Consider the following 25,832-nt stretch of genomic DNA (forward strand, 5'->3'; position numbering starts at 1 on the left):
ACGGCCTCAACAAGACCTTAGGCGTGCTGTAAGACTGCGGCCAGGCGCTGCGGCAAAAATCTAACTGGGGCCGTTTTCCGTCAGTGCAAGGCGTCTCCCGGGAAAGCCGTCCGGCCGTGCTGCCCGGTCCGCGACCAGCTCATTCAAAGAACGCTTCCGATGTCCAATCCGTCCGCCACATCTTCACGCATGAGCGCGCCTGAACTGCGCGCGACCGTGTCGCTTGCCGCCATCTTCGCGCTGCGCATGCTCGGTCTCTTCATGATCATGCCGGTGTTCTCCATCTACGCGAAGACGATTCCCGGCGGTGACAACGTGCTGCTCGTCGGCATCGCGCTCGGCGCGTACGGCGTCACGCAGTCGATGCTGTATATCTTCTACGGCTGGGTCTCCGACAAGGTGGGCCGCAAGCCGGTCATCGCGACGGGGCTCCTGATCTTCGCGCTTGGCAGCTTCGTCGCGGCGGGCGCGCACGACATGACGTGGATCATCGTCGGCCGGGTGATTCAGGGCATGGGCGCGGTGTCGTCGGCGGTGATTGCTTTTATCGCCGACCTCACCGCCGAAGAGCACCGCACGAAGGCGATGGCGATGGTCGGCGGCAGCATCGGCATGTCGTTCGCGGTCGCGATTGTCGGCGCGCCGATCGTCTTTCATTGGGTCGGCATGAGCGGGCTGTTCACGCTGGTCGGCGTGTTTTCGATCCTGGCCGTGGGCGTCGTGCTGTGGGTCGTGCCCGATGCGCCGAAGCCCGTGCATGTGCGCGCGCCGTTCGCCGAAGTGCTGCACAACGTCGAACTGCTGCGCCTGAATTTCGGCGTGCTCGTTTTGCACGCCACTCAAACGGCATTGTTCCTCGTCGTGCCGCGCATTCTGGAAGCCGGCGGCCTGCCGGTCGCGTCGCACTGGAAGGTGTATTTGCCGGTCATGGGACTGTCGTTCGTGATGATGGTGCCGGCGATCATCGCCGCGGAAAAGCGCGGACAGATGAAAACCGTGCTGCTCTCTGCGATCGCTCTTATCCTGTTCGGACAGTTGTTATTGGGCGTCGCTCCGCATACGATTCTGAGTGTGGCGGCCATCCTCTTTGTGTACTTTCTCGGCTTTAATATTCTCGAGGCGTCGCAGCCTTCGCTGGTGTCGAAACTGGCGCCGGGCAACCGCAAGGGCGCGGCTGCCGGCGTGTACAACACGACGCAGTCCATCGGTCTCGCGTTGGGCGGCATGATCGGCGGCTGGCTGTTGAAAGTGGATGGCCCCAGCACGGTGTTTTTTGCGTGCTCGGGGCTCGTCTTATGCTGGCTTATAATCGCCGCAAAGATGAAACAGCCGCCGCGCAAGGCCTGAAGAATTTCGCGGCGCACGCAGCATATTCGGGGCCTATCCCGGCATCACCCAGAACTCACCCGGCGGCGGGCAGAGGCGCATTCCGATCCACGGCCCGCAGGCCATGAGACGCGAACCGCGAATTGCCGCGCCGCCCGACATGGAATCAACAGGAGAAACTCATGGCATCCGTGAACAAGGTCATTCTCGTCGGCAATCTCGGAGCCGATCCGGAAGTCCGTTATCTTCCGAGCGGCGACGCAGTGGCGAATATCCGCCTTGCCACGACGGATCGGTACAAGGACAAGGCATCCGGCGAGATGAAGGAAGCCACCGAATGGCATCGCGTGTCGTTCTTCGGCCGCCTCGCGGAGATCGTGTCCGAATATTTGAAGAAAGGCTCGTCGGTCTATCTGGAAGGACGTATTCGCACCCGCAAGTGGCAGGCGCAGGACGGCACCGACCGTTACTCGACGGAAATCGTCGCCGAGCAGATGCAAATGCTGGGCGGCCGCGGCGGCTCGATGGGTGGCGGCGATGAAGGCGGCTATAGCCGCGGCGAGCCGTCGGAGCGCAGCGGTGGTGGCGGTGGCGGCGGCCGTGCGATGTCGGGCGGCGGTTCGCGTGGCGGCAGCGGCGGTGGCGCTGGTGCTGGCGGCGGCGGTGGTGGTTCCAGCCGTCCGAGCGCGCCGGCCGGCGGTGGGTTCGATGAGATGGATGACGATATTCCGTTCTGATCGGCCCGTAGCGCAAAGCCAGCAAAACCCCGCTTCCTCAGCGGGGTTTTTTCTTTGTGCGCCCAGCATGGGCGCAATCTTGTGGGTGCAAGTCCCATCGTGAGTTGACCACAGCGAACGAAGTGAAGCGCAACTGCGTGAGGGCGACCGAGCGTGGGGAGGAAGCGTGGAGCGAAACCGCGAGCCGATGAACAAGAACCGGATATGAGGCGGTGCCGATCAGGGCGAGCGTGCAAAGAAGCGCGAAGCTCTCGTGGTCAAGGATCAGGCAACGTAAATGCGGCGGTTGTGCGGTGAAGGATTGCGTTCTTACCTGGGGAGATCTCGCCTCGTGCCTGAAAGGGCAACGGCGTCGAGCCGGAGCGAGAAGTCAGCAGAGGCCGTAGTAGTCACAGGACAGGTTGATGAGGCCGAAGCTGGTGACGAAGGGCTAAACGGGAAGGAGTGTCCAGCGTCATGTCGATGCGACAGGCAATGCGTCAGATGCCCGCGCAAGCGGGGCGGGTGGGGGTCACGTGCGGTGAAGCTGCACGGCGTACACCGACTAGCGATGAAGCCTGCTGCCCGCGACATGAATCCGGGGACACAGGGTCGGCGCTGCTGGAAGCGGCGCTGACAGGAGAGAACCTGAAGCAGGCGTTCAAACGGGTCCGGTCCAACAAGGGAGCCGCTGGCGTGGACGGTCTGGACGTTGACCAGACGTCGCGTCATCTGGTGACGGCGTGGCCCGCGATCCGTGAACAGTTGCTCAAGGGGACGTACCGGCCCAGCCCGGTACGTCGGGTGACGATACCGAAGCCGGATGGAGGCGAGCGCGAGCTTGGCATCCCGACGGTAACGGACCGGTTGATCCAGCAGGCGCTGCTACAGGTGCTACAGCCGGTTCTGGACCCTACCTTCAGCGAGCACAGCCACGGCTTCCGGCCTGGACGGCGTGCGCACGACGCGGTGTTAGCCGCGCAGTCGTACGTGCAGTCGGGTCGGCGAATCGTGGTGGACGTTGATCTGGAGAAATTCTTTGACCGGGTCAACCACGACATCCTGATTGACCGTCTACAGAAGCGAATCGATGATGCCGGCGTAATCCGGCTGATCCGGGCGTATCTGAGCAGCGGCATCATGGATGGCGGAGTGGTCCAGCAACGGGATCAGGGCACGCCGCAAGGCGGACCACTGTCCCCGTTGCTGGCCAACGTGCTGCTCGACGAAGTGGATAAGGAACTGGAGCGGCGGGGTCATTGCTTCGCGCGCTACGCCGACGACGCGAATGTCTATGTTCGTAGCCGCCGGGCGGGTGAGCGGGTGATGGCACTGCTGCGGCGTCTGTATGGGCGACTGCGGCTGAAGGTCAACGAGACCAAAAGCGCGGTGGCCAGTGTGTTTGGTCGCAAGTTTCTGGGCTACAGCCTGTGGGTGGCTGCGGGTGGGGTGGTCAAACGCAAGGTGGCGGCCAAACCGCTGCTGGCGTTCAAACACCGCATCCGTGAACTGACCCATCGCTCTGGCGGGCGCAGCATGAAGAAAGTGGTGGAACAGTTACGGCCTTACGTGCAAGGCTGGAAGGCGTACTTCAGGTTGGCGCAAACACCCGGTGTGTGGTTGGCACTGGATGAGTGGCTGCGTCACCGGTTGCGCGCGATCCATCTCAAACACTGGCGCCGTGGCACCACCATCTACCGGGAACTGCGTGCGCTGGGGGCATCGGCCGCTGTGGCGCGACAAGTGGCGGCGAACAGTCGTTGCTGGTGGCGCAATAGCGACGGTGCGCTCAAGCGCGTGCTGACCATCGCCTACTTCGACCAACTGGGCGTACCCCGACTCTCATAACCTCAACTTCCCGAACCGCCCGGTGCGGACCCGCATGCCGGGTGGTGTGGCAGGGGTACGGCCTCATGGCCGTCCCCTATGCCGATTCAGCCGTCGTCACCGCCCCAAATGCGCCAACGCATCCCGCATCGGCGCACTCGAAATCATGATCGGCCCGGTCAGCGGCGTATCGAGATCCACGATCACATAAATAGCCGACGCAATCGACACAGCCCCGAGCGTAATCGTCACTAGCGCCAGTGCATTGCGCGGCGCGATCAACCCGAAGCTCAGGAAGATCACGCAAAGCCAGAACGTCAGCGTCTTGAAGAACGGCTGCGAAATCGAGCTATGCGCTTCCTCGATAATTTTCCAGCGCGCGTCCACGACGCGGCGAAACTGCGTGAGGCTGTCGTCGAGTGCGTGTTGTTGCAGCGGGTCATGCGCGCGCAGTTGCCGCAATTGGCGGCCCACCGACGTCAGCAAATCTCCGAGCCGCACGTTTTCCAGTTTCTGCGAGTTGTCGGGCGAGCCGAGGTTTTTCGGGTAATCGCCGGCCGGCGCCGGCTCGCGCGGCCATGTCGATGCAACGGCCGCCGCCGTGTAGACGCGCAACAGCTTGCGCGCCGCGTCCGTGTCGCTGCCGTACTCCCTGAGCGTCGTGTCCAGTTCGATGATGTCGGCGGCGTAGGTGCGCAAATCGTTCGCGGCTGTGTCGAAGCTCGATTTCGCCGATGCCGTCATCAGACCGAGCACCAGCGCCGCGAACGTCACCAGCATGCCGATCACTAGTTGCACGAGTTGCACCGTTTCGTGCGCCTTGTGCTCCTCGGGCAGCAGCGGCCGCAGCCACACGCCGAACCCCGTCGCCACCAGCAGCAGAACGAAAACCAGCAGAGCCGAGCCTATTTCCGACATAAAAGTGCTCCCAGTGGCGCTCGCGTCGACAGGCGGCATCCGGCTAGCGTGCCACGAACCCGGCGGGCCCGCCATGCGGCGCTTCGAGGCTGTTTGCCGTCGTCGGAATTTTTGATGCGACGCAAACGCTTGCGTCATCACCATAAAGTTTCCAGTTATTTCGCCGTAGTCCCTATCTGTGGCATTCGCTTAAATTCTGACAAAAGTTGCGGACCATGCCGAACGGGCTTGGGCGCAGCACGCGTGGCCGGGCACATTTTCACTGAGTATTCGGTCAGGCAGCCCAAATGGAGACTAGCCCGATGCTGAAAAATCTGTCGATTCGCAGTTGCCTTACCTTGATGATCGCCTTCTTTGCCGCCGCGCTGCTGCTGGGCGCCGCGGCCGGGCTTCTGTCGCTGCGCTCGAGCAACGCGTCGCTGCAGCAGATGTACACCGTGGATACGCCCGCCGTCGCCGATCTTGAAGGCAGTGCCGGCCAGTTGCTGCGGCTGCGTCTCGCGCTGGCCACTTATTCGTCGCTGGTGGATCTGAACGACCAGGACGGCGCGAACGCCGTACTCAAGCGCTTCGATCAATACCAGAAAGCGTCCGACGAACGCCTCGCCCACTATTTGAGCCGCGCTAGCGCCGACGAAACCGAGCAGCGGCTGATCAAGGACATGCAGACGAAGCGCGACACGTTCCTGCACGAAGGCGTGGAACCGGCGTTCGCCGCGTTGAAGGCGGGCGACCATCCCACGTTCCAGCAATTGCAGGCGCGCAAGCTGCCGTCGCTGTACAGCGCCTATGAAAAAGCGATGCTCGCGCTCGAACAGTTGCAACTCGATCACGGCGCGCAGCGCTATCAGAGCGCACAAGACCTGTTTTACGCGATCTGCGTGACGGTGGCGGTCGGCATCGTCGTGTCGCTGCTCGGTTCGCTGATCGGCCGCGCGGTGCTGGTGCGCGCAATCGTGACTCCGGTCGATGCGACCATCGCGCAGTTCCAGCGGATCGCGAATGGCGACCTGACCGGCCGTATCGTCGTGACGAGCAATAACGAAATGGGGCGCCTCGCCGCGGCGCTGCGCAAGATGCAGGAATCGCTGATCGCGACGGTGACGTCAGTGCGGCAAGGCACGGAATCCATCGACAGCGGCGTGAGCGAAATCGCCGCCGGCAATACGGATTTGTCGCAACGCACGGAAGAACAGGCTGCGTCGCTCGAGGAAACGGCGGCGAGCATCGAAGAGCTTACGTCGACGGTCAAGCAAACGGCGGACAACGCGAAGCAGGCGAGTTCGCTCGCCCAAGGCGCATCGACGCTCGCTGCTCAGGGCGGCGAGCTGGCGGACAAGGTGGTCGGCACGATGCACGAGATCGTCGACGACTCGCGGCGCATTGCCGACATTGTCGGCGTGATCGAAGGGATCGCTTTCCAGACCAACATTCTCGCGCTGAACGCGGCCGTCGAGGCGGCGCGTGCCGGTGAGCAGGGCCGCGGTTTTGCGGTCGTCGCGAGCGAGGTGCGTTCGTTGGCACAGCGAAGCGCCGCGGCTGCGAAGGAGATCAAGGCGCTGATCGACGCGTCGACGGCGCGCGTCGAAAACGGCTCGCAACTGGTCGAGCGCTCGGGCTCGACGATGAGCGAAATCGTGCAGGCGATCTCGCGTGTGAGCTCGATCATGGGCGAGATCGCGGCAGCGGCAACCGAGCAGAGCGCGGGTATCGACCAGGTGAATCTCGCCGTCGCGCAAATGGATGAAGTCACGCAGCAGAATGCCGCGCTCGTCGAGCAAGCCGCGGCGGCCGCGAGTTCGCTGGAGGAGCAGGCGAGAAGGCTGACGTCGGCGGTGGCTGTGTTTCAGACGGAGGGTGGTTCGTCGTCGCGGGTCACGGCGGCGTTGGGGCGCGGTAACGGTAACGGCGTTGCGGCTCAGTTTGCCGCAAGCGAGGCGGATGAGTTCGCCACGGCTTGATGCGTTTGTGAGCGGTTTGGCGGGTGAGGCGAGGCGCGGTCGGGTGCGTCAGGTGGCGGCGCGCTGAGCCGTACCGCACGGCGAACAACGCACCGCCAGCAACGCACCGCCAGCAACGCACCGCGAACAACGCACCGCGAACAACGCACGTCCTCTCAAGCCCGCCTTACTGCATAGCCGCATAATACTTCGCAAGACTATCTATCTCCGCCGACGTCATCTGCCGCGTCACATTGCGCATCTGCTCATTGATGTCGTTGCGACGCGCGCCTGAAGCAAACGCCCGCATTTGCGCGGCCAGATAAATCGACGACTGCCCGCCGAGCCACGGCGCCGAGCCTTTGCGGTCGAGCTGTCCGTGGCACGCCGCGCACGGCGCGATATTGCGCTGCGGATCGCCCTGCATCGCGAGCCGCACCGCGTTCGCATCGGGCGTGCTGCCGGTGGGCGAGACTTCCGCCGCCGGACCTCGCGGCAGCGACGCATAGTAAGCGGCGAGATCGTGCAGATCCTGATCGCTGCGGGCCGCGACGATCGGCTGCATGATCGAGTTTTGCCGCACGCCTTCCTGATAATCGCGCAACTCCTTGTAGACCACATCAGCGTATTGACCCGCCAATGCGGGCGCCGTGACCTGCACGGTGCCGAGCACGCCGTGGCACATCGAGCAGTTCTGCGTCGCGATCGTCGCGCCGCGCCCGATCGAATCCGCGTCGGCCCGCACGCGCCGCAACGGCGGCAGCACGACCACGTCGCTCGGCGCCGGGCCCGCCACGTTCGCGCCGCCATACCAGCTCGACGGCGCGCCCGCCGCGCCGCAGATGGTTGCCCACAAGCCGCGGCCCGCGAACGCGCTATTCGCCGAAGGCAGCCAGACAAAGCCGATCAGTATCGCGATGACGGCAATCGCGAGCGTGCCGCCGACGCTCACCGTGAACCACGGGTTGCGCAAGCTGAAGACGCGTTCCTGATTCATCGCTGGGCTCCGACGACGACCGCGGGCACCGAAGTCTGCGGCAGTTTGAGCAATTGAACGATGGGCACGCTGTAATTGACGACGGTCAGGCCGATCATCAAGGCGACCCACAAGCCGAAGGTATTCAGCGCGGCCGGCACGCGTTCCACCGGATGAACCGCGCTCGCGAAGCGGAAGCGTTGCTGCTCAACCGCGGGCCCGAACTGCGACTTCGCGAGAATGTAGATGAAGAGCGCGCCCGATACCGCGAGAATCAGGCCGCCCACTGCCGACACACCGACCCAGAACGCCTGCGATTCGAGACCCGGCATCTTGTAGTCGTAGTAAGCCATGCGGCGCGGCGCGCCGAGCAGGCCGACGTAATGCCACGGCAGCGTGACCACCAGCATCCCGATGAACCATAGCCACAACTGCGTGCGTACGAGCTTCACCGACACGATCGCGCGGCTCGTCAGTTGCGGCCACAATTCATAAGCGATCGCGAAGTACATGATGACGATCGCGCCGCCGAAAATCAGATGGAAGTGGCCGGTGACCCACTGCGTGTTGTGCACCGTCGAGTTCAACTGATAGCTCATGTTGATAAGGCCGCCCGCGCCGCCGAGCCCAAGCATCACGAACGAGAACGCGATGACGAGCATCATCGGATTCTGCCAGGGCAATGCCGTGAGCCAGCCGAACGCGCCTTTGCCGCCGCGCAGCCTGCCGGCAATTTCCACCGACGCGCAAATCGTGAACACCGTCAGCAGCGTGGGCACCGACACCATTCCGGTGAACACCGCGTGCAGAAACTTGAAGCCCGAGCCGACCTGCGGATCGACAAACAGATGGTGAATGCCGATCGGCATCGCGAAGACGAGAAACAGAATGAACGACACGCGCGCCATCGAATCGCTATAAAGCCGCCCGCCGATGGCTCGCGGCACCAGCGTGTAGTACGCGATGTATGCGGGAATCAGCCAGAAGTAGACGATCGCGTGCAGCGTCCACGAGAACAGGATGCGTGAGAGGCCGGCGTCGATCGTATTGGTGAGGCCGAGCGCGACCGGCAGAATCTGAAAGAGGATTTCGAGCGCCGCGCCGACCGCGGTCCACGCCCACAGGTACGCGCCCGCAACGTTGGCGAACATCGCAAGCGGCACCGGTTTGCCGGGGTTCGCGCGCCTCCAGATGCGCAGATTCACGTGCATCAGCGCGACCCAGATCCATGAGCCGACCACGACCAGCACGACGCCGAGGTAATAGAAAGGGCTGCCGATCATCGGCGGATAGAAGGTGTAGAGCACCGAGGCTTTGCCGAGTGCCACGGGCACCATCGCCATCACCGCGCCGACCGCCAGCATGATGAACGCGGCCCATGCCCACTTGAGGCCGGCGAGGCGCTGCGCGAGCGCAAGCTCGACGATGGCATAACCGAAGCCCATCGACACCAGCGTCGGCAGCACGTAGGCCATGACGGACCCGTGCGCGGTCACCGAGCGGTAGTAGAGTTCCGGGTCGCCGATCCAAGGCGCGAGCGGGCTGCGCACCAGCATCTGCCAGGCGCCGAGAAAGAGCGCAATGATGAACGCGATAAAGGCGAGCCAGAAATGCGCGAGAACGAGTCGCTTAGCGTGAAACACAGCTCAGCCTCCGTGTTTGTCGGGCCTGCTCGAAGAAGGCCGCTTTGTCGATCACCTTCACATGCGCCCACATCGCCTGATGACCGAAGCCGCAGAACTCGTGACAGGGCATGGTGTGATCGGCGGGCGCGTCGAAGCGCGTGTTCAGCGTCGCCACGTAGCCGGGTACGACCATCGTGTTGATGTTGGTATCGGTGACGAGCAGGCCGTGCACGACGTCGGCGCTTGTCGTGCGAATCGTGATCGGCGTGTCCGCGGGCACAAGCAGGCACTGCGGCGTGAACGAATACTGCTGCGCGATGAAACGCACGATCACGGAGCCGTCCGGCTCGACCGCGCTGCCGAGATTGTTTTCGACGAATTCTCCCGAGAGTTGCAGGCGTGACGGGTCGATGGTTTCCACGCGCGACGGCGGCATCATCGCCCAATGCAGTCCGGAGTACACGATCACGGCGAGCATGAGTACGATCAGCGCGCTGACGAAGATCGCCCAGCGGCGTTCGGCGCGCAGCGCGATCGCGTGGCCGCTGCCTGGTGGATGTTGAGGTTGCGGTTCGGTGGACATGATCAGTGCACGACGCCGCGCGGCAGAAACACGAGGAAGTAGAAGCCGAACCAGATCGCCATCACGATCAGCGTAGCCACGCCCGCCACCGCAACGGCGCCGTGCGGACCGGCGGCCACCACGCGTTCGACGTCTTCATCCGTGGATGGGCCCGCGGTGCGGGTATCGTTCGCTTCCATCAAGGGCTTCTCCAGTTTCCGATGCGGCGGTTCAATCGCGGCTGCTGCCGCTACGGGACATGCCGCGCTAATGCAGCGGCGCCTTGCGCAGTTCGTTGACTTCGCGTGCGGTCACGGGCTTGCCGTGGTTGCCCCACGCGGTGCGGATATACGTCACGACGGCGGCGGCTTCGGTGTCGTTCAACTCCTGCGCGAAAGGCGGCATGCCGTAGGGCTCCGGGTTGCGTCGCGTGCCAGGCGGGAAGCCGCCGTTCAGCACGATGCGGATCGGGTTCACCGCGGAGTCCATTTCGATCGACTGGTTCGCAGCGAGCGGCGGATAGTGCTGCAGCTTGCCTTCGCCTTTTGCGCCGTGGCACAGCGCGCACTTGTCGGCGTAGATCTTTTCGCCGAGCGCGAATACGTTGGTGTTGGTCGCCGCCGACGGCCCCGACTTGCGGCCGCGATTGTCCGGCAGCGTCTTCAGATACGCGGCCATGGCCTTGGCGTCTTCGTCGGTCATGTATTGCAGGCTGTGGTAGGTGACCTCGGCCATCGGGCCATACACCGCGCCGCGGTCCGAGATACCCGCTTGCAGCAGATCGACGATGTCCTTGATGCTCCAGTCGCCGAGGCCGCCGTCCTTGTCGGAGGTGAGCGAGGGCGCATACCAGTTCTGCACCGGAATCAGCCCGCCGGCAAACTGCTCGCTTTGCGACGAGCCGCCGAGCATGTTGATCTTGGTGTGGCACATCGTGCAGTGCCCGAGTCCTTCGACCAGATACGCGCCGCGATTCCATTCGACCGAACGAGTCGGATCCGGCTTGAACTCGCCTTCGCGGAAATACAGCGTGCGCCAGCCGTATAGCAATTTGCGCTGATTGAACGGAAAGCGCAGCGTGTGCTTGTGGTTCGCCTCGCGCACCGGTTCGACGGACTTCAGATAAGCGAAGATCGCGTCCGAGTCCTCGCGCGTGACTTTGGTGTACTGCGCAATCGGCATCGCCGGATAAAGCAGCTTGCCTTCGGGCGTGATGCCGGTGCGCATCATCCGGAAGAACGCGTCCTCGCTCCATGTGCCGATGCCGTATTGCGCGTCCGGCGTGATGTTCGGCGAATAGAGCGTGCCGAACGGCGTTTCCATCGCGAGGCCGCCCGCAAACAGCCTGCCGCGCGGCGCCGTGTGGCAGGCCACGCAGTCGCCCGCGCGCGCCAGGTATTCGCCGCGCTTGACGATGTCGGGACGCGTGTCGGCGGCTGCGCCGGGTTGAACTGCTGCGCTTTCCGCGGCACGAGCTTCGGCGACGACGAGCGGCAACGGCACGGCCATGCGCGCAAGCATCGCGCTGCCGCACACGAGCGCCGCGGCGGCGAGCAGCGCGAAACGGCGGCGCATCGGCGTGCGAGGCGGACGAAGTGTCGGTTTCATTGCGGTTGGCTCCCGCATGCGAGAGGCAAGCGCTCCGCCGATGCCGGCGCGGGCCGCGGATCGGCTGGACGCGGTTGGCGCGCGAGCCACGTGGATACTGCGGTGATGTCCTTGTCGGTCAGCTTCACGGCGATCGAGTGCATGCAATCCGGCGCGAGCGCGTGGCGTGTGCCCGAACGCCAGGTGCCCATCTGCCCCGCGATATAGCTCGCGTGCAAACCGAGCAGGCCGGGAATGCCCGGCTGCTGGCCGGTCATGCGCGCGCCATGACACGCGATGCACGCGGGAATCTTGCGCGCCGGATCGCCTTGCGTCACGAGCCGCTGACCGGCGGCGAGCACCGCGGGCGAGACGTCGGAGTGATCGGCATTCGGATAGGGCGGCTGAAGATCGGCGAAGTACTCGCTGATCTTGTGCAAATACTCGTCGGGCAGAAATGCGACCAGGTAACCCATCGGCGGATAGGTACGGCCGCCGTCGCGGAATGCGATGAGTTGATTGAACAGATAGTCGGCGGGCTTGCCGGCGATGCGCGGGAAGTAGTCGTTATTGAGGCCCTGACCTTGCACGCCATGACAAGAGGTGCAGGCGCGCACGCGCTCGTCCATGGCCGAAGGCATTGCGCCGGCTGCATTGCCGGCCGCTAGCGCGGCGCCGCTCCATAAGAGATGGAGCATAAACACAATGGCAAATCCCCAAGCTCTACGATGCACGTCGGGCCTCGCTGGGAAACGTTTTTTTGTCGGCTTGCTTCGCCCGCATTCGCGACTGGGCTGCTTTCCAGTCTGCCTATGGCCACGCACAGCGGGTCTATCACTTTCTCTCTTACGACAGCACAGACTGCGAAGGGAAGCTTATTCTGGACAATAAAGTTGATTCGCCATTGCGATGCAATTGCTTGATTCAAATCAAGCAAGCGCGTGTATGTGCCGAAGACGGCGGCTCGTTGATTCGTCTCTGACCATCATAGATGCGCTTCAAAGCGCTTTCAATGCTTCAATTCGCACTGCACGCAAATTCCACAGCGGGCGAATGTGACAGTCGGATGTGCTTAACTGAAGAGCCGCATCAAGGCTAGGCGCGCATTGCTCACGCGTTCGCTTTCGCCAATTCGGCCCGGCAATAGATGGAATTCGACGGCAGGCAATGCGGGCAAGCCGATGCCGGGCGGGCACGCGATCACGCCCGCGCCAATCGACGATTCATTCAGGCACGAGATGCCGAGCCCCGCCTTTAACGCGAGCTGCAATCCGGCCACGCCCGAAGCCGAGTGGGACACCACATAGGGCACCTTGTTTTCGTCGAGCAGTTTGACGACGAAGCGCTGCAACTGGCAACTCGACGGCAGCAGCACCAGTTGATACGGCGAGGCGGGCCGCGGACTCGCATCGGCGGCGCTGACCCACAGCAGCTTCTCACGCCTGACCACGGTACTTTGTGCAGCGCCGCGCCGGACGCCCGCTCGCGAGTTGCCGGTGACGAGCCGCAACGAGAGGCCGATGTCGAACGAGGCGTCGTCGGCGGCGTGGCTGTCGATCACGGCGCTCGGCAAGACGGTGACATGCAGCTTCAGACGCGGATGCTGCTCGGAAAACGTCTTGAGGATGCGGGCGATGTCGTGCGGGCGGTAATAGTCGGTGATCGCGATGCGCAACTCGCCGTCAAGCGAGCGGCCTTGCAGGTCTTCGAACGCCGCTTCGCTCATTGCGATGATGCGCCGCGCGTGTTCGAGCAGGCGGCTGCCCGCAGGCGTCGCGCTCACGCCTTGCTTGCTGCGTACGAAGAGCGGCTGGCCGACGCGTTCCTCGAGTTTTTTCAGCTGCTCGCTAACCGACGATTGCGACAGGAAAACGCGCTCCGCCCCTGCCGACACGCTGCCCGATTCCGCGACGGCGACGAAGGTGCGCAGTTGCGTCAGGTCGAATCCGCGCTGGCTCATGTTTCGTTTGTTCCGATTGATGGCATCTGTATTTCCGGCTTTTCCGATGGAAGCCGTCGCCGTAGGATACCTCCGAAATCATCGCGGAGGAATCATGGCAAACGGGTTATCGGCAAGCGGCTTGGTCATCGGCGGACGTGCGGCGAGCCATAAATGGAAGGTGCTGGGCGTCGGTTTCGCGGCGAACGCGAGCTTTTCGGCGGCTTTCTCGGGCATTCCTACGACGGCTGTTTATTTGCGCTCGGGTTATCACCTCGGCAACGAGGGACTCGGCCTCGTCCTTGGCATGCTCGGTTTGGGCATCGCGGTCAGCGAACTGCCGTGGGGGCTCTTGACGGACCGCTGGGGCGACCGTCGCGTGCTGTTGCTGGGACTGTTGTCCACTGCGGCGGCGCTCGCCGGCCTTGCGCTCTTCGCGGCGCCGTTCGGCTCGCATGTGCCTCACGTCACGACGCTGGCGGTCGGCTTGCTGCTGGTCGGCCTGCTCGGCGGCAGCGTCAACGGATCGAGCGGCCGCGCGGTGATGGCGTGGTTTCGTGAAGGCGAGCGCGGACTGGCCATGAGCATTCGTCAAACGGCGGTGCCGGCGGGCGGTGGACTTGGCGCGCTGCTGTTGCCGGCGCTGGCGTCGAGGTTCGGCTTCGTGAGCGTTTATGCGGTGCTGGCGCTGGGTTGCGCGATAACGGCGGGGTTCGCATGGCGATGGCTGCATGAACCGGCGCATGTTGTGGACGGCGATGCGGGCGCGGCGTATGGAGGCGCGGCGCATCGTGCGAGGACAGAGGATGCGGCAGAGGCTGCGGGCGATGCGAATGGTCAGCGTGCCGTAGACGCGGTGGGTATCGTACGTGCTGACGGTGCCGCGCAAGGTGCGCGTGCGGTGCGTGGCGGACGTGCAGTACGAGCAGCCGATGCGGCGGGCGGCGGACGTGCCGTGCATGCCAACACCAACGGCGCCAACGCAAACGGTGCCAACGCCAGCCAAACCAAAACACCCTCGCCGCTGCGCGAAATCGGCATCTGGCGCGTCGCGCTCGGAGCGGGCGCGCTTTGCGTGCCGCAGCTTGCCGTCGTCACGTTCGGAACCGTGTTTCTGCATGACTTCGGTCACGCCGACGTTCTGACGATCAGCGTGGCGATGGCGGCGGTGCAGGCCGGCGCGGCGATCGCGCGCGTCTGCAGCGGCAGATGGACGGATCGGCGCGGCAATCGCCGCGCCTACATGCGCGGCTGCAGTCTGCTGACGGCCGTACTGTTCGCCGCGCTTGCCCTCGCGACCAGCGTCGCCGGCATGCAGCACGCCGCGACCATGCCGGTCACGCTGATCCTCGCGTCGATGATCGTGCTCGGCGGCGTGAGCGCGTCCGCATGGCATGGCGTCGCGTTCACCGAGCTCGCGACGCTCGCCGGCACGAACCGCGCAGGTACTGCGCTCGCGATCGGCAATACCTGCGTTTTCCTCACGCTTTTTCTGACGCCGCTTGCGATTCCGCCGCTGCTCTCGCTCGGATCGTGGCCGATGGTGTGGGCGGTCGCGAGTGTGAGCGCGTTGCTCGCGCTGCCGGTTTTCCCGCGCGCTGCGCGCATGGATTCGGCGCGCGTGACGCAAACCTGTTGACGTGGGTTAAGAATTTTCACACAGCGTATTTCCATTTCGCGCGACGTTTATCTGGACGCCGCGCAAGCCGGTGTGCAAGACGGTGTTAATGGCGCCTGGTTTGCGCGCCAATCTCCCCCGCGTAGACCTTCGCGAATTATTCACTTTGGGTATTTAAGCCTTTGGCGGTTCGATTCACTACAGGATTAGGAGCGCTCCGATTTTAGTTTTGCGCGGGGTGGTGATTTTATGGTCGTGCCGCGCGCTCACATTCAAATGTGTCCGCGGCGGGACACGCGTGGAGCGTCTTAATCTGTTCTGCGTATCTGATAACTATTCCTACATTCAGCGCGAGAAAATCCTAGTGAACATTCGAATTGTTCTTGCCGACGATCATCCGTTCGTTCTGCTTGGTGTCAGAAGCATGCTTGAGACGCGTGCCGGCGTCGCGATCGTCGGGCAGGCTGGCAGTCCCACGACATTGATCGAACTGCTGCGGCGCACGCCGTGCGACGTGCTGGTTACGGATCTGTCGATGCCCGATCCCGCCGGCCTCATCGAAGATGAATTGCACCTCATCCGCCATATCCAGGCCGAGTGGCCGGGCCTGCGCATCGTCGTCATGTCGACGACAACCAACCCTGCGCTTCTCCACGCGCTTGCAGCGGACGGCGCTGTGAGCTTGCTAAGCAAGAGCGAGTCGACGCGCGAACTGTGGCGCGCGATCGACGAACCTGCAAGCGGCGCGCGATATATCCGAAGTTCGATTGCGAGACTTCTCGCAAGACCGGAGACGGGTTGCGATCGGAAGATGGCGCTTCCGCTGTCGGGAATGCAGACGACGGTCGTCAGGATGTTCGTAGAAGGCCACTCAATTGCGGAAATTGCCGCTGCTCTCGGATGTCATCGCCGCACTGTTATTCGGCGAAAGCGTGAAGCAATGACAAAACTTGGCGTTACTAACGATCCTGGTTTATTCTCGTGCATCAGGTCCAGCGAAATTCTTAAGATTGGATCGCATAGCTAAGCAATCAATCGATCCGGTTTTTGAAGTTGTTTCGGACCGATCTTATGTTTAAGGCCATCGTAATGCTTGATGATCAAGCGGGACCGGTTGCGCGGGACACGGTGACGGGAGTCAGAACATGGAGAAGAGGTAGACGATGGGCGACACCGCTGCAATAAGCACACCGGTCCGGGCGATCATCGCGGACGATCATCCGCTCGTCCTGCTGGCGATCGAAAATCTGATAGGCGGCTACCCGAGCATGGAGGTCGTCGGCCGCGCGGCCGACGCGACCGAGCTCTTTGCCGAGGTCGACCGCACAGGCTGTGACCTCGTGCTCATGGATCTGTACATGCCAGGCGGCGCAGACGGCAGCGGAGTCGAGGCCGTGCGGCAGTTCAGGAGGCGCTATCCTGACGTCGCGCTCATCGTGCTCACCATGGAGACCGAGGCCGCAGCGCTGCAAAGCGTGATCTCGCTCGGCGTGGACGCGCTGATCAGCAAGCGCGACCGTATCGATCTGATCCACGTGGCAATCGTCACGGCGCTCGCGGGCGAATGCTATCTGGGACCGGCGGTGCGCACGCTCATTACCAAGGCAGCGGCGATGCAGCGGCTCGACTTCGTGCGTTCGGTGTTGTCGCGGCGCGAGCTGGAAGTATTCACTCAGTACGCGTCGGGGCTCGGCGTCACCGAAATTGCGGGCCGGCTCGGGCGCAGCGTCAAGACGATCAGCGCTCAGAAATGTACGGCCATGCGCAAGCTTTCGTTAAATAGCGACGCGGAACTGTTCCGGTTTGCGGTCGAGCATGGCGTGGTGTCGGAGACGCACACCGAAGGCCGTTAACGCACCGATAGCTACAAGTGGACGTCGCGCCGGGCCGGCGCGGCGAACAAAAAATGGATTGGCGTTGCCTGGGGAAGTACATCTCGTATTGGGCAGCCAGTCGATAAGTCAAGAAAACAATGACAGACAAAATCCGCGTTATCGTGGCGGACGACCACGACTGTGTTCGCGTCGGCGTGACGCGGTTGCTGCAGGCCACATCGAAAATCGAGATCGTCGGGCAGGCGGCCGACACGCAGGGACTCGCCGAATTGCTTGACATCTGCGAGTGCGACGTCGTCATATCCGACATCGGAATGCCCGGACTGGACGGCGGGAGCAACGCCGTGTCGTTCCTGCGCCGCGTGTTGCGAGGACGCGCGCATCCGCCTGTCGTCGTCCTCACCATGATTTGCCACGCGCATATGCTGTCAGGGCTGTTACACCTCGGCGTCAGCGCGATAGTGGACAAGCGCGACACGACAGCAGCGTTGATCGACGCGATCCGTGCAGCAATGTCGGGCGGCGTCTATCTGTCGGATCGGGTGCGCAATGTATTGGAGATCAGCGAGACGCCGCCGCAACTACGTGCCAGCGTTCTCAGCGCGCGCGAATGGGAAGTATTTCAGTTCTATACGCAAGGTCTCGCTGTGCACGAAATCGCGAAGCGTCTCGAGCGCAGCGGAAAAACCATTAGCACTCAGAAGCGCACCGCCATGCGCAAGCTGGGTCTCGAGACGGAATCCGACCTCATCGAGTACGCGCGGCAAATCGGACTGGTCTAGGCGACCTGCTGGCGCCACGCCCCTATACCGACATCTCGCGGTCCTGAAATTAGGACTCTTCTGATTGGTAGACGCGCCTCGCCGCTACATAGTTGCGAATTAGCTTCGGCCTTTGCTGACGTTAGCCTCATAGAAGCAGTTATTTCTCGAGGCTAGACCGCTCAAAGCCGGGAACTTGAGGCGGGTGTGCTGCAGAAATTTCGCGGCGCCTTCCGCCTTGCATCGCGACAGGAGGGCGGCATGGCCGTGCTAGGTAAGCGGTTGTTGGTCGAGGGCGTAGGTACTGCATGGCTTGTTTTCGTCGGCTGCGGCAGTATTGTGTTGAACACCGGCGCCGTTCAGCAGGGGTACGGCGTACTCGAGGTCTCACTCGCGTTCGGCCTCGCGCTCGCCACGGCCAGCTACTGGTTCGGCGGGACGTCGGGCGCGCATTTCAATCCCGCTGTCACGGTCGGTTTCACGGCCGCGCAACGGTTCCCCGTCAAAGACTTGCTGCCCTACATCGCAGCGCAGATTCTCGGCGCTGTCGCGGCCGCTGCGCTCCTCGTCTATGTGGCGAACGGCCGCCCCGGCTTTGAAATGGGCGCGAGCGAATTCGCGGCCAATGGTTTTGGCGACCATTCTCCTTCGGACTACAAACTGCACTCCGCGCTCGCGATCGAGTTCGTGCTGTCGTTCGCGTTCGTCATGGTGAGCCTCTTCGTGGCCACGCGATACAAGGCGGAGGTGGCCGGGCCCGTGGTCCTCGGCGGATGTCTGGCGCTCATTTATCTCGTGTCGATTCCTGTTACTAACGGCTCGGTGAACCCGGCGCGCTCCACGGCGCAGGCGCTTTTCGTCGGCGACTGGGCGCTCGACCAGTTGTGGCTCTTCTGGGCGGCGCCCATGTCGGGCGGGGTCGTGGCGGGCTTTGTGTTCTCGGTCCTGTCCGGCAGATCCGAGCAGTCTGCCGCTGCGCTTGCCGATCGGCAGAGCGAAGCGGCTTGAGTCGCGCCGTGTCTTTGAAATTCACCGCGATGGGCTTCGAAAGGGCCGCGATAGCGCGCGTATTCCGGCGCGTCTGCCTATGTCTCATGGGACTGGCTCTGTTTGCCGCTGCGCAATCGGCAGCGGTCGCGGAGCCGTTCGGCGATTCCGCTTCGGTGCGGACGGTTGAAGCTTTTCCGCAGAAAATTACCGTCGGCGTGCTCGCGGACAACTGGTTGCCGTTCGACGCGCTGCAGGACGGCCGGCTGACCGGATTGAGCGTCGACTATCTGCGTGCGCTGGTCGGGCCGAACGTCGTGATCGAGGCCAAGGCGTTTCCCGACATGCCGCAACTGCTCGCCGCAGCCTGCGCGGGGGAAGTTGATCTATTGATGAGCGTCGCCCGCACTCCCGAGCGCGAGCGGTGCCTCAGTTTCACGGCGCCGTATTTTCGCGCGTCGACATCGGCGGTGGTCCGCAGGGACGGTGAACTGTACGAAGGCCCCGCGCGCGTCGCGGCAGCGTCCATCGCGATCGAGAAAGGCTTTGCGCTCGAGCGCTCTTTGCGCGAACGCTTTCCGCGCGCCCAGATCAGCGCTTTTACATCGACGCACGCGGCGCTCGCCGCGGTTGCTAGCGGCGATGCAGACGTCTACATGGGCTTCACGCCGGCCATCCAATATGCACTCGCCACCGACGAGTTCCGCAATCTGCGTGTCGCGTTCGGGGAAACCAGCCGGAGCGCGGAACTGCGGTTCGGTGTGCCGCGCAACCAGGTTGCATTGCGCGACCGGCTCAATCGTGCGTTGGCATCCATGAGTCAGGCCGACGATACGGCGATTCGCGTTCACTGGCTCTCGGGCAATTTCGACGCGAAACCCGAATCCGCCACGTCTCGCCTGGAACTGACGCAGCAGGAGCAGGCCTGGCTGCGGTCGCTGCCGCCGTTGCAAGTCGGCTTCGACAGCAGTTGGCCGCCGTTCAGCTATATCGACGCATCCGGGCATCCGGCCGGCATTACCGCCGACTATCTCGCCTACCTGAGCCGCACGCTCGGCGTGGTATTCAACCGCGCGCGGCAGCCCGACTGGCCGAGCACGATCGACGCATTCCAGCGCGGCGAACTGGCCATTCTCACCACGGGCTCAAGCAACGATCCGCGCCTTCAGAAGGCGCGGCATACCCGTGCATACGAAAGCTATCCGCTCGTGATGGTCGGTCGCGACGACGAGCCCGCCGCACGTTCGCTCGGCGATTTTGCCGCGCGGCGCGTCGTGGTGTCGTCGCATGTCGCGGGGGCGGGTCTGCTCGCGTTCCAACGCATCCCGAAGGACCACCTGGCCATCGCGCCAAGCCTCGACGAAGCGTTGCGCATGGTCGCGTCCGGCGAAGCGGACGTCGTCGTGGAAAATGTGGCTGCCGTGGACACGGTGCTCAAGCGGCAATACTCGGGCGTGCTAAAGATTCTGGGCACGGTCGGCGAGTCGGACGCCCTTGATTTCGCCGTGCGCCCGGACCTGAGTCCGCTCGCCGGGCTGATCGACCGTGCGTTGCTCGCCATGCCGCCTGCCGAGAGGCAGCGCATCCGGCAGAAATGGGTGACCGGCAACGCACCGGCAACGGGTACGTGGAGCGTGACGGCCGTGCGCCTCTTGCCTGTGCTGATCGGCATCGGTGTCGCGTTGCTGGTCACGCTGCGCGCTTATCTGCTCCTCCAGCGCGAAGTCAGGCGCCGCAAGCAAACCGAGCAGGAGCTCGCGTTGCAACTGAACTTCCAGGAAACCATGATGAAGATGGTTCCCTATCCGCTCGTCGCGCAGGATCTGCAAGGTCGCTACATCGCCGTCAACGGTGCGTATGAAGCGGCATGCGGGCGAGGCCGCGAGGCAGTTCTCGGACGCACCACGATGGACGTTCAGACGTGGGGCGAAGCCAACAGCGACGTGCTGGAGAAAATGAGGCTCGACCTGCTGCAAGGCGGCGACATGGCCCAGGTCGAGCTTCAGTTCGAGCGCGGCCCCGGCGATTTGCGGCACGGCCTGTTCTGGACCAGCATCTGCCGCGGCAATGACGGTCAGCCGGTCTGTTCGCTCGGCACCATGGTCGACATCACCGACATCCGGCGTGCCGAAATGCGCGCGCGCGACACCGAGCGGCGGCTATTCGATGTCACCCGTTCGTTGCCAGCGGTGGTGTTCCAATTGCGCCGCGCGGCGGACGGCGCCTATTCGTTTCCCTACATCGGCGGTGCGCCAAAACTTCTGCTTGGCGAAAGCGGAATAAGGCAGACATGCCTCGAACATGCCGACTTCGCGCGCATTTGCGACGAAGACCGGCCAGTGGTGCTTGCGGAACTCGAACGTTCGGCGCGTCTTGAAACGCCGGTGCTCGTCGAGTTTCGTCTCGGCCGCGAACACGAGTTCAAATGGACGCGCGCGGAACTGGTGCCGCGCCGCGAAGCGGACGGGGGCGTCGTATGGAGCGGCTACTGGGTGGACGCGAGCATTGAGCACGCGCGTGCCGAGGAACTCGCCCGGGCGCGCGACCTGGCGGAGGCCGCTTCGCGCGCCAAGGACGACTTCTTCGCGATGATGAGCCACGAAATCCGCACGCCGATGAATGGCGTGCTCGGGCTCGTCGAGGTGCTGGAGCGCACGCCGCTCAACTCCGACCAGGGGGAAATGCTCGGCATGATTCACGAGTCGGCGGGCGCGCTGCTGCAAATCCTCGACGATCTGCTCGATTACTCGAAGATCGAGGCCGGCCGCCTGACGATCGAAGCGGAGCCCATCGATCTGCGTGAAATGGTCGACAACGCCGTGGGGCTGCTCGCCGGCCGCGCGCACGAGAAGGGCCTGAAAGTCCGGGTGGACATTGCATCTGACGTCGCGGCCACGCTGCGAGGCGACAGCGTGAGACTGCGCCAAGTGCTTTTCAATCTGCTCGGCAACGCAATCAAGTTCACGCCCGAAGGTCACGTGGACGTGCGCGTGGCGGCGGTTGCGCAGACTGGCGAGCTTCAGACAATCGAAGTCATCGTCGAAGATACCGGTATCGGCATTCCGGCGGAACTGCAGGCAAAGCTGTTCGAGCCGTTCGTGCAGGCCGAGTCGTCCACTACGCGCCGCTTCGGTGGAACCGGCCTCGGTTTGACGATTTGCCGCAAGCTGATCCAATTGATGGACGGCTCGCTGGCGCTAGACAGCGAACCCGGCCGCGGCACCCGCATGACCGTGCGGCTCAGCATGCCGGTCGAGACGCAGCGCTATTCGGTGAGCGGCTTGCGCGGCAAGCGCTGTCTCGTCGCGACCAACGACGCGCGAGTCGGCCAGGCGCTCGTCCACTTCGGGCAAGCGCTGGGGCTCGACCTGTACCACATTCCGGCAGACGCCGAGGATTTGCGTTGCAGCGCCACGCTACGCGACGTCGACTTATTGTTCGTGAGCGAGGACCTGACGCTGCCCGCCAACGTCACGCACAAGCTGCGCGTGATCTCGCTGACGGAGAAGGCCAAGCCCACGGGCTACCGCATTCTCGAAGACGCCAACGTGCGCCTGAGCATCAACCCCATATCATGGCGCGGGCTCGGTGCGGCGTGCGCGGCGGTCATGACGGGACTTCAGTCCGCGCCGACGCCGTCGGCTGGTGCGTCGGCTGTGCGCGAAGGCATCACCGCGCCGCCGGACCGCGAGCGGGCTATGGCGAGCGGCCGCCTGATTCTCGTCGCTGAAGATCATCCGGTGAATCAGGAGTTGATTCGCCATCAACTGGCGCTGCTCGGTTTTGCGTGCGACGTCGCGAACGACGGCGCAGAAGCGCTAACCGCGCTCGAACACACCAGTTACGGATGCCTGATCACCGATTGTCATATGCCGAACGTGTCCGGTTATGAATTGACGCAGCGCATTCGGGAAAGAGAGCAGGAGCATGGCGTTTCGCATCGTCTGCCGATTCTGGGCGTCACCGCGAACACGGCGCCCGAAGACCTCAACCTGTGCCGCGAGGCGGGCATGGACGAGAGCCTCATCAAGCCGACGCGCCTCGCCACGCTCCGTGAATATCTGAGCCGCTGGTTCGGCATTGACAGCGCCTGGCAGGCCGCTCCGGCCGAAACCGCCGACACCACGGAGCTTGCCCGAGCGTCAGCAACGGCCGCCGAGCCGTTCGTCCCGGTCGATCTCGGTCACATGACGCAATTGTGGGGCAGCGAATCGACGGTCAAGGCTTTGCTCGATTCGTTCGTTTCTTCCGTGCGCGAAGACGTTCGGTCGCTCACGCCGTTGCTCCAGAACGTCGATATGGTTCTCGTGCGCGAGTGGCTTCATCGGGTGATGGGCGCGGCTAGCGTGCTGCAATACCCGCCGCTCATCAGCGCGCTCGACGAATATCGCCACAGCGTCATCAGCGAGCCGAAGCGGGCGCGCCGCGAAGGACTTGCGCTCATCGACAAGTGCAATGCAATGCTGGACGGCATCGAGCAGCAAGCCGCGCTGCTCGCCTGAACGCTTAGACGAAAAAAAACGCGGCCGAAGCCGCGTTAAAGATTTGGAGACATCCCTCGATGAAGGAGTCACTTCTCGCGAGGTCAAAGCATACCAGGGATCGCCCGGATGATTCATTCCATAATCTGCAAATAACTGTTCGGGAAAATCGCAACAAGCGTCGAGCGGTGCATTTGCTGCGTCCACTCCCACCATCGACGCCCTCCGACGATTTGCACTAGTATGTGATGGCTTCGCGCGGCCGTGGTGCCGGCGCGGTGCATTTCGTCGGAGAAGACCATGAATACGCTAAAAAAACTCAATATCGCGATGGCTTTGTGGGCGGCAATGGCGGGCGCCGCGTTTGCGGACACCGTTGCGCTGAAGGCAGACCTCGAACCTTCCAGCGAAGTGCCACCGCGTGTGAGTCACGGTCACGGCGCGCTGAACGCAACCTTCGACACGTCGACGAAATCTCTCCAATGGACCGTCACCTATGAAGGGCTCAGCGGCCCCGTCACGGCCGCGCATTTCCACGGTCCGGCGCCGGTTGGGCAGAACGCGAAAGTGCAGGTTCCCATCGACAAAAGCGCGGTAGCGAGTCCGATGAAAGGCTCGGCGGCCCTCAGCGAACAGCAGGTGACCGACCTGATGGCCGGCCAGTGGTACTTCAACATTCACACCGCGCAGAACCCGATGGGTGAAATTCGCGGGCAAGTGCTGCCTGCCAACTAGCGGGCGGTACTGCGTAGCACGGTCGGATCGGCGGATGCGCCTTCACGATTAGAAGCCCCCATCCACCGACGCAGCGGACAACGCACGTACCATGACGGGACATTTCCGAAGGAGCGTGTCCCGATGAGTTGGCAAAGCGCACTCGCGTGCTGGTTTTTGCGCAGGCAATTTCGCCCTCAAACCCTGAAACCGCATATCGACGTCCACAAGGCGCGCGCGTTGACGGCGAAGCGCGTGTGGTCGCCGGATGTGCCGCGCGGCTGGCGTCTGCGTGAACTCGATGGCGCGGACGGCAACCCACTGCGAGGCGAATGGATCGAACCTGCAGCGGACCAACCCGCAGCCGGCGCGCAAGCCACAGTGCTCTACTGCCACGGCGGCGGCTATTACTTCTGCTCGCCGCGGACACATCGCTCGATCGTGTTCGGTCTCGCCACGCGTGCGAATGCACGGGTCTTTTCGCTCGATTACCGCCTCGCGCCCGAACACCGCTTCCCGGCCGCGCTCGACGATGCGACCGCCGCCTACCGTCAATTGATCGCCGACGGCACAGCGCCGGAGTCGATCGTGATTGCAGGCGATTCGGCTGGCGGCGGCCTTGCGCTCGCGGCGCTGGTCGCGCTGCGCGACGCGGGCGATCCGTTGCCCGCCGGCGCACTGCTGTTCTCGCCGTGGACGGATCTCGCGGCAACCGGCGCGAGCATCGTCGATAACGACGGCGCGGACCCGATGTTCAGCGGCCCGGCAATCTCGCGGGCGGCCAAGGTCTATCTCGGCGAGATGCCCGCCACGCATCCGTATGCGTCACCGCTCTACGCGGACCTGCGCGGCTTGCCGCCGCTTTTCATGATGGCGGGCAGCACCGAAGTCCTGCTCGACGACTCGCGGCGCGTCGCGGCGAATGCGCGCGCGGCGGGTGTCGATTGCGAACTCGAGGTGTGGAAAAAGATGCCGCACGTGTGGCCGCTTTTCGCGCCGTTCGTGCCCGAGGCGAACCGCGCGCTCGATCGCGCAGCCGCCTTCGTGACGCGCGCGACACGCCGCGCCGCCAATCCTGCTCAGGCGCCGAGCGTGACGTTGATAGTCTGATACGCGGCTTTCACCGTCGGCTCGCCGTATTGCCGTTCCAGTCGACGCACCGTGAAGTGGCCGTGCGCGACCTGCTGGAAGTGGTCGATGAAAACCGTGTTGACCATTGCGCCGAGCACCGCGCCGATCGCCGGAATGGACTTCGCGGCGATCTGTTCGCTCACCTGCACCGAGAAGCGCGCGGCGATCGTATTGACGAGCCGCAGCAAGGCGGCCGAGCCGTGCGTGGTGAATCCCTTGGTCGCGATTTCTGACGACGCCTTCGACACCGCCTGCGCCAGCGCGCCGCGCATGATGAAGTAGCCGAAGTCGGCGTCGTCGTCAGCCGTGGACGTGCCGCCCATGCCCAACACCGTCAGACATTGGAGCTGCGTGTCGATCGAGGTCAGATCCTCGCCCTCGCTGCGCGCGATGTCGCAAATCGAGCGGAACATCAGCGTGGTCGTGACCGGCAATTCGACGGGCAGTGCAAAGAGGCCGAATGCGCCGCCGGCCGCGCCGGTCGTGGCCACCGCGAACTTGTGCAGCAGATTGCTCGGCTTCTCGGGCGCGAGCAGCGGCGACGCGCCGTCGCGCCGGCCAAGCGTGCGCAGCGCGATGGACAGACACTTGCGCAAAGCCAGTTCGGTGGCGTCCGTGACCTTCTCGTTGGCGAACGCGGGCATGCGCGACAGCAGCTTCTCCAACGGCGCGCCGACGATGCTCGCCAGCTTCATCGCCAGCGCGGGGCTTTCCAGTTCGTGTTTCGCGCGCCGCAGCGCGCTCAGATCTTCTTCCGACAACGATTGTCCTGCGAGCGAACCTGGCTCCATGCGCCTCCCTGGCGTGATGTGATGTGCTTTTTTTCCGTCGACGAACGCGCTTATGCCCACCGTCGACGTCCTGCTTAGAGCCAACATGCGTGGTATGA

21 protein-coding genes are annotated in these 25,832 nt (G+C 63.7%); 12 read left to right on the forward strand and 9 right to left on the reverse strand.

Features of this window, described 5'->3' with window-relative positions; translation table 11 throughout:
• Positions 1-159: 159 nt before the first annotated feature.
• From CUJ91_RS02010 to ltrA, 3 genes are all read left to right on the forward strand, one after another.
• The gene (locus CUJ91_RS02010; protein WP_029969720.1) at positions 160-1,347 is read left to right on the forward strand and encodes an MFS transporter; all 1,188 of its coding nucleotides are present in this window, start codon (positions 160-162) and stop codon (positions 1,345-1,347) included.
• Positions 1,348-1,508: 161 nt separating this feature from the next.
• Positions 1,509-2,063 carry a single-stranded DNA-binding protein gene (locus CUJ91_RS02015; protein WP_006048009.1) on the forward strand — a complete coding sequence of 185 codons (555 nt, stop codon included), beginning with the start codon at positions 1,509-1,511 and terminating at the stop codon, positions 2,061-2,063.
• Positions 2,064-2,519: 456 nt separating this feature from the next.
• The gene (ltrA, locus tag CUJ91_RS02025; RefSeq protein WP_006046962.1) at positions 2,520-3,890 is read left to right on the forward strand and encodes a group II intron reverse transcriptase/maturase; all 1,371 of its coding nucleotides are present in this window, start codon (positions 2,520-2,522) and stop codon (positions 3,888-3,890) included.
• A gap of 96 nt (positions 3,891-3,986) precedes the next feature.
• Here the strand turns inward: ltrA and CUJ91_RS02030 are convergent, their stop codons facing one another.
• Positions 3,987-4,787, reverse strand: coding sequence for a bestrophin-like domain (locus tag CUJ91_RS02030; RefSeq protein WP_006048008.1), 801 nt, complete (start codon positions 4,785-4,787; stop codon positions 3,987-3,989).
• Between the two features lie 302 nt (positions 4,788-5,089).
• Here CUJ91_RS02030 and CUJ91_RS02035 point away from each other — a divergent pair, with 302 nt between their 5' ends.
• Positions 5,090-6,748: a methyl-accepting chemotaxis protein gene (locus tag CUJ91_RS02035; RefSeq protein WP_053857489.1), complete on the forward strand. Its 1,659-nt coding sequence runs from the start codon at positions 5,090-5,092 to the stop codon at positions 6,746-6,748.
• A gap of 166 nt (positions 6,749-6,914) precedes the next feature.
• Here the strand turns inward: CUJ91_RS02035 and CUJ91_RS02040 are convergent, their stop codons facing one another.
• The 7 genes from CUJ91_RS02040 to CUJ91_RS02065 form a co-directional block, all read right to left on the reverse strand.
• A complete protein-coding gene (locus CUJ91_RS02040; RefSeq protein ID WP_114155771.1) occupies positions 6,915-7,724 on the reverse strand; it encodes a c-type cytochrome in 810 nt (269 codons plus the stop codon).
• Entirely contained in the window at positions 7,721-9,346 is a 1,626-nt protein-coding gene (locus CUJ91_RS02045; protein ID WP_006048005.1) for a b(o/a)3-type cytochrome-c oxidase subunit 1, read from the reverse strand. The genes CUJ91_RS02040 and CUJ91_RS02045 overlap by 4 nt, the downstream gene beginning before the upstream one ends.
• Complete coding sequence (locus CUJ91_RS02050) at positions 9,333-9,911, reverse strand: cupredoxin domain-containing protein (protein WP_114155772.1); 579 nt, start codon at positions 9,909-9,911, stop codon at positions 9,333-9,335. The genes CUJ91_RS02045 and CUJ91_RS02050 overlap by 14 nt, the downstream gene beginning before the upstream one ends.
• Before the next feature lie 2 nt (positions 9,912-9,913).
• Positions 9,914-10,090, reverse strand: a complete 177-nt coding sequence (locus CUJ91_RS34270) for a hypothetical protein (RefSeq protein WP_165919865.1) — start codon at positions 10,088-10,090, stop codon at positions 9,914-9,916.
• A 67-nt stretch (positions 10,091-10,157) separates the two neighbouring features.
• The gene (locus CUJ91_RS02055; RefSeq protein WP_029970504.1) at positions 10,158-11,498 is read right to left on the reverse strand and encodes a c-type cytochrome; all 1,341 of its coding nucleotides are present in this window, start codon (positions 11,496-11,498) and stop codon (positions 10,158-10,160) included.
• Complete coding sequence (locus tag CUJ91_RS02060; RefSeq protein WP_216649265.1) at positions 11,495-12,175, reverse strand: c-type cytochrome; 681 nt, start codon at positions 12,173-12,175, stop codon at positions 11,495-11,497. The genes CUJ91_RS02055 and CUJ91_RS02060 overlap by 4 nt, the downstream gene beginning before the upstream one ends.
• Positions 12,176-12,549: 374 nt before the next feature.
• Positions 12,550-13,437, reverse strand: coding sequence for a LysR family transcriptional regulator (locus CUJ91_RS02065; RefSeq protein WP_029970501.1), 888 nt, complete (start codon positions 13,435-13,437; stop codon positions 12,550-12,552).
• A gap of 94 nt (positions 13,438-13,531) precedes the next feature.
• On the opposite strand from CUJ91_RS02065, the gene CUJ91_RS02070 reads away from it, so the two are divergent.
• The 8 genes from CUJ91_RS02070 to CUJ91_RS02105 all read left to right on the forward strand — a co-directional run bounded on the left by CUJ91_RS02070 (position 13,532) and on the right by CUJ91_RS02105 (position 24,922).
• Complete coding sequence (locus CUJ91_RS02070) at positions 13,532-15,055, forward strand: MFS transporter (RefSeq protein ID WP_114155773.1); 1,524 nt, start codon at positions 13,532-13,534, stop codon at positions 15,053-15,055.
• A gap of 277 nt (positions 15,056-15,332) precedes the next feature.
• Positions 15,333-16,061 carry a response regulator gene (locus CUJ91_RS02075; RefSeq protein ID WP_244230959.1) on the forward strand — a complete coding sequence of 243 codons (729 nt, stop codon included), beginning with the start codon at positions 15,333-15,335 and terminating at the stop codon, positions 16,059-16,061.
• A gap of 136 nt (positions 16,062-16,197) precedes the next feature.
• Complete coding sequence (locus CUJ91_RS02080; protein ID WP_006047997.1) at positions 16,198-16,887, forward strand: response regulator; 690 nt, start codon at positions 16,198-16,200, stop codon at positions 16,885-16,887.
• Between the two features lie 119 nt (positions 16,888-17,006).
• Positions 17,007-17,651: a response regulator gene (locus tag CUJ91_RS02085; protein WP_114155775.1), complete on the forward strand. Its 645-nt coding sequence runs from the start codon at positions 17,007-17,009 to the stop codon at positions 17,649-17,651.
• Positions 17,652-17,891: 240 nt separating this feature from the next.
• Entirely contained in the window at positions 17,892-18,638 is a 747-nt protein-coding gene (aqpZ, locus tag CUJ91_RS02090; RefSeq protein ID WP_107710486.1) for an aquaporin Z, read from the forward strand.
• A 29-nt stretch (positions 18,639-18,667) separates the two neighbouring features.
• Positions 18,668-23,119 (forward strand): ATP-binding protein, encoded by a 4,452-nt coding sequence (locus tag CUJ91_RS02095; RefSeq protein WP_244231016.1) that lies wholly within the window; start codon positions 18,668-18,670, stop codon positions 23,117-23,119.
• 279 nt (positions 23,120-23,398) lie between these two features.
• Positions 23,399-23,833, forward strand: a complete 435-nt coding sequence (locus tag CUJ91_RS02100; RefSeq protein WP_006047993.1) for a CHRD domain-containing protein — start codon at positions 23,399-23,401, stop codon at positions 23,831-23,833.
• A 123-nt stretch (positions 23,834-23,956) separates the two neighbouring features.
• The gene (locus CUJ91_RS02105) at positions 23,957-24,922 is read left to right on the forward strand and encodes an alpha/beta hydrolase (RefSeq protein WP_114155776.1); all 966 of its coding nucleotides are present in this window, start codon (positions 23,957-23,959) and stop codon (positions 24,920-24,922) included.
• On the opposite strand, the gene CUJ91_RS02110 is transcribed toward CUJ91_RS02105, so the two are convergent.
• Positions 24,892-25,734 carry an EcsC family protein gene (locus tag CUJ91_RS02110; RefSeq protein ID WP_114155777.1) on the reverse strand — a complete coding sequence of 281 codons (843 nt, stop codon included), beginning with the start codon at positions 25,732-25,734 and terminating at the stop codon, positions 24,892-24,894. The two genes, CUJ91_RS02105 and CUJ91_RS02110, sit on opposite strands and share 31 nt — an antisense overlap.
• Positions 25,735-25,832 lie beyond the last annotated feature (98 nt).

This window comes from Paraburkholderia graminis, assembly GCF_003330785.1.
GTDB classification, from domain to species: Bacteria; Pseudomonadota; Gammaproteobacteria; order Burkholderiales; family Burkholderiaceae; genus Paraburkholderia; species Paraburkholderia graminis.

Bases quoted from the DNA above. Each gene is read 5' to 3' on its own strand.
- CUJ91_RS02035 (WP_053857489.1), top strand. From the start codon at position 5,090: ATGCTGAAAAATCTGTCGATTCGCAGTTGCCTTACCTTGATGATCGCC.
- CUJ91_RS02015 (WP_006048009.1), top strand. From the start codon at position 1,509: ATGGCATCCGTGAACAAGGTCATTCTCGTCGGCAATCTCGGAGCCGAT.
- CUJ91_RS02030 (WP_006048008.1), bottom strand. From the start codon at position 4,787: ATGTCGGAAATAGGCTCGGCTCTGCTGGTTTTCGTTCTGCTGCTGGTG.
- CUJ91_RS34270 (WP_165919865.1), bottom strand. From the start codon at position 10,090: ATGGAAGCGAACGATACCCGCACCGCGGGCCCATCCACGGATGAAGAC.
- CUJ91_RS02110 (WP_114155777.1), bottom strand. From the start codon at position 25,734: ATGGAGCCAGGTTCGCTCGCAGGACAATCGTTGTCGGAAGAAGATCTG.
- CUJ91_RS02010 (WP_029969720.1), top strand. From the start codon at position 160: ATGTCCAATCCGTCCGCCACATCTTCACGCATGAGCGCGCCTGAACTG.
- CUJ91_RS02050 (WP_114155772.1), bottom strand. From the start codon at position 9,911: ATGTCCACCGAACCGCAACCTCAACATCCACCAGGCAGCGGCCACGCG.
- CUJ91_RS02105 (WP_114155776.1), top strand. From the start codon at position 23,957: ATGAGTTGGCAAAGCGCACTCGCGTGCTGGTTTTTGCGCAGGCAATTT.
- CUJ91_RS02100 (WP_006047993.1), top strand. From the start codon at position 23,399: ATGAATACGCTAAAAAAACTCAATATCGCGATGGCTTTGTGGGCGGCA.
- CUJ91_RS02065 (WP_029970501.1), bottom strand. From the start codon at position 13,437: ATGAGCCAGCGCGGATTCGACCTGACGCAACTGCGCACCTTCGTCGCC.
- CUJ91_RS02080 (WP_006047997.1), top strand. From the start codon at position 16,198: ATGGGCGACACCGCTGCAATAAGCACACCGGTCCGGGCGATCATCGCG.
- CUJ91_RS02085 (WP_114155775.1), top strand. From the start codon at position 17,007: ATGACAGACAAAATCCGCGTTATCGTGGCGGACGACCACGACTGTGTT.
- CUJ91_RS02070 (WP_114155773.1), top strand. From the start codon at position 13,532: ATGGCAAACGGGTTATCGGCAAGCGGCTTGGTCATCGGCGGACGTGCG.
- ltrA (WP_006046962.1), top strand. From the start codon at position 2,520: ATGTCGATGCGACAGGCAATGCGTCAGATGCCCGCGCAAGCGGGGCGG.
- CUJ91_RS02095 (WP_244231016.1), top strand. From the start codon at position 18,668: ATGGGCTTCGAAAGGGCCGCGATAGCGCGCGTATTCCGGCGCGTCTGC.
- aqpZ (WP_107710486.1), top strand. From the start codon at position 17,892: ATGGCCGTGCTAGGTAAGCGGTTGTTGGTCGAGGGCGTAGGTACTGCA.
- CUJ91_RS02040 (WP_114155771.1), bottom strand. From the start codon at position 7,724: ATGAATCAGGAACGCGTCTTCAGCTTGCGCAACCCGTGGTTCACGGTG.
- CUJ91_RS02060 (WP_216649265.1), bottom strand. From the start codon at position 12,175: ATGCTCCATCTCTTATGGAGCGGCGCCGCGCTAGCGGCCGGCAATGCA.
- CUJ91_RS02055 (WP_029970504.1), bottom strand. From the start codon at position 11,498: ATGAAACCGACACTTCGTCCGCCTCGCACGCCGATGCGCCGCCGTTTC.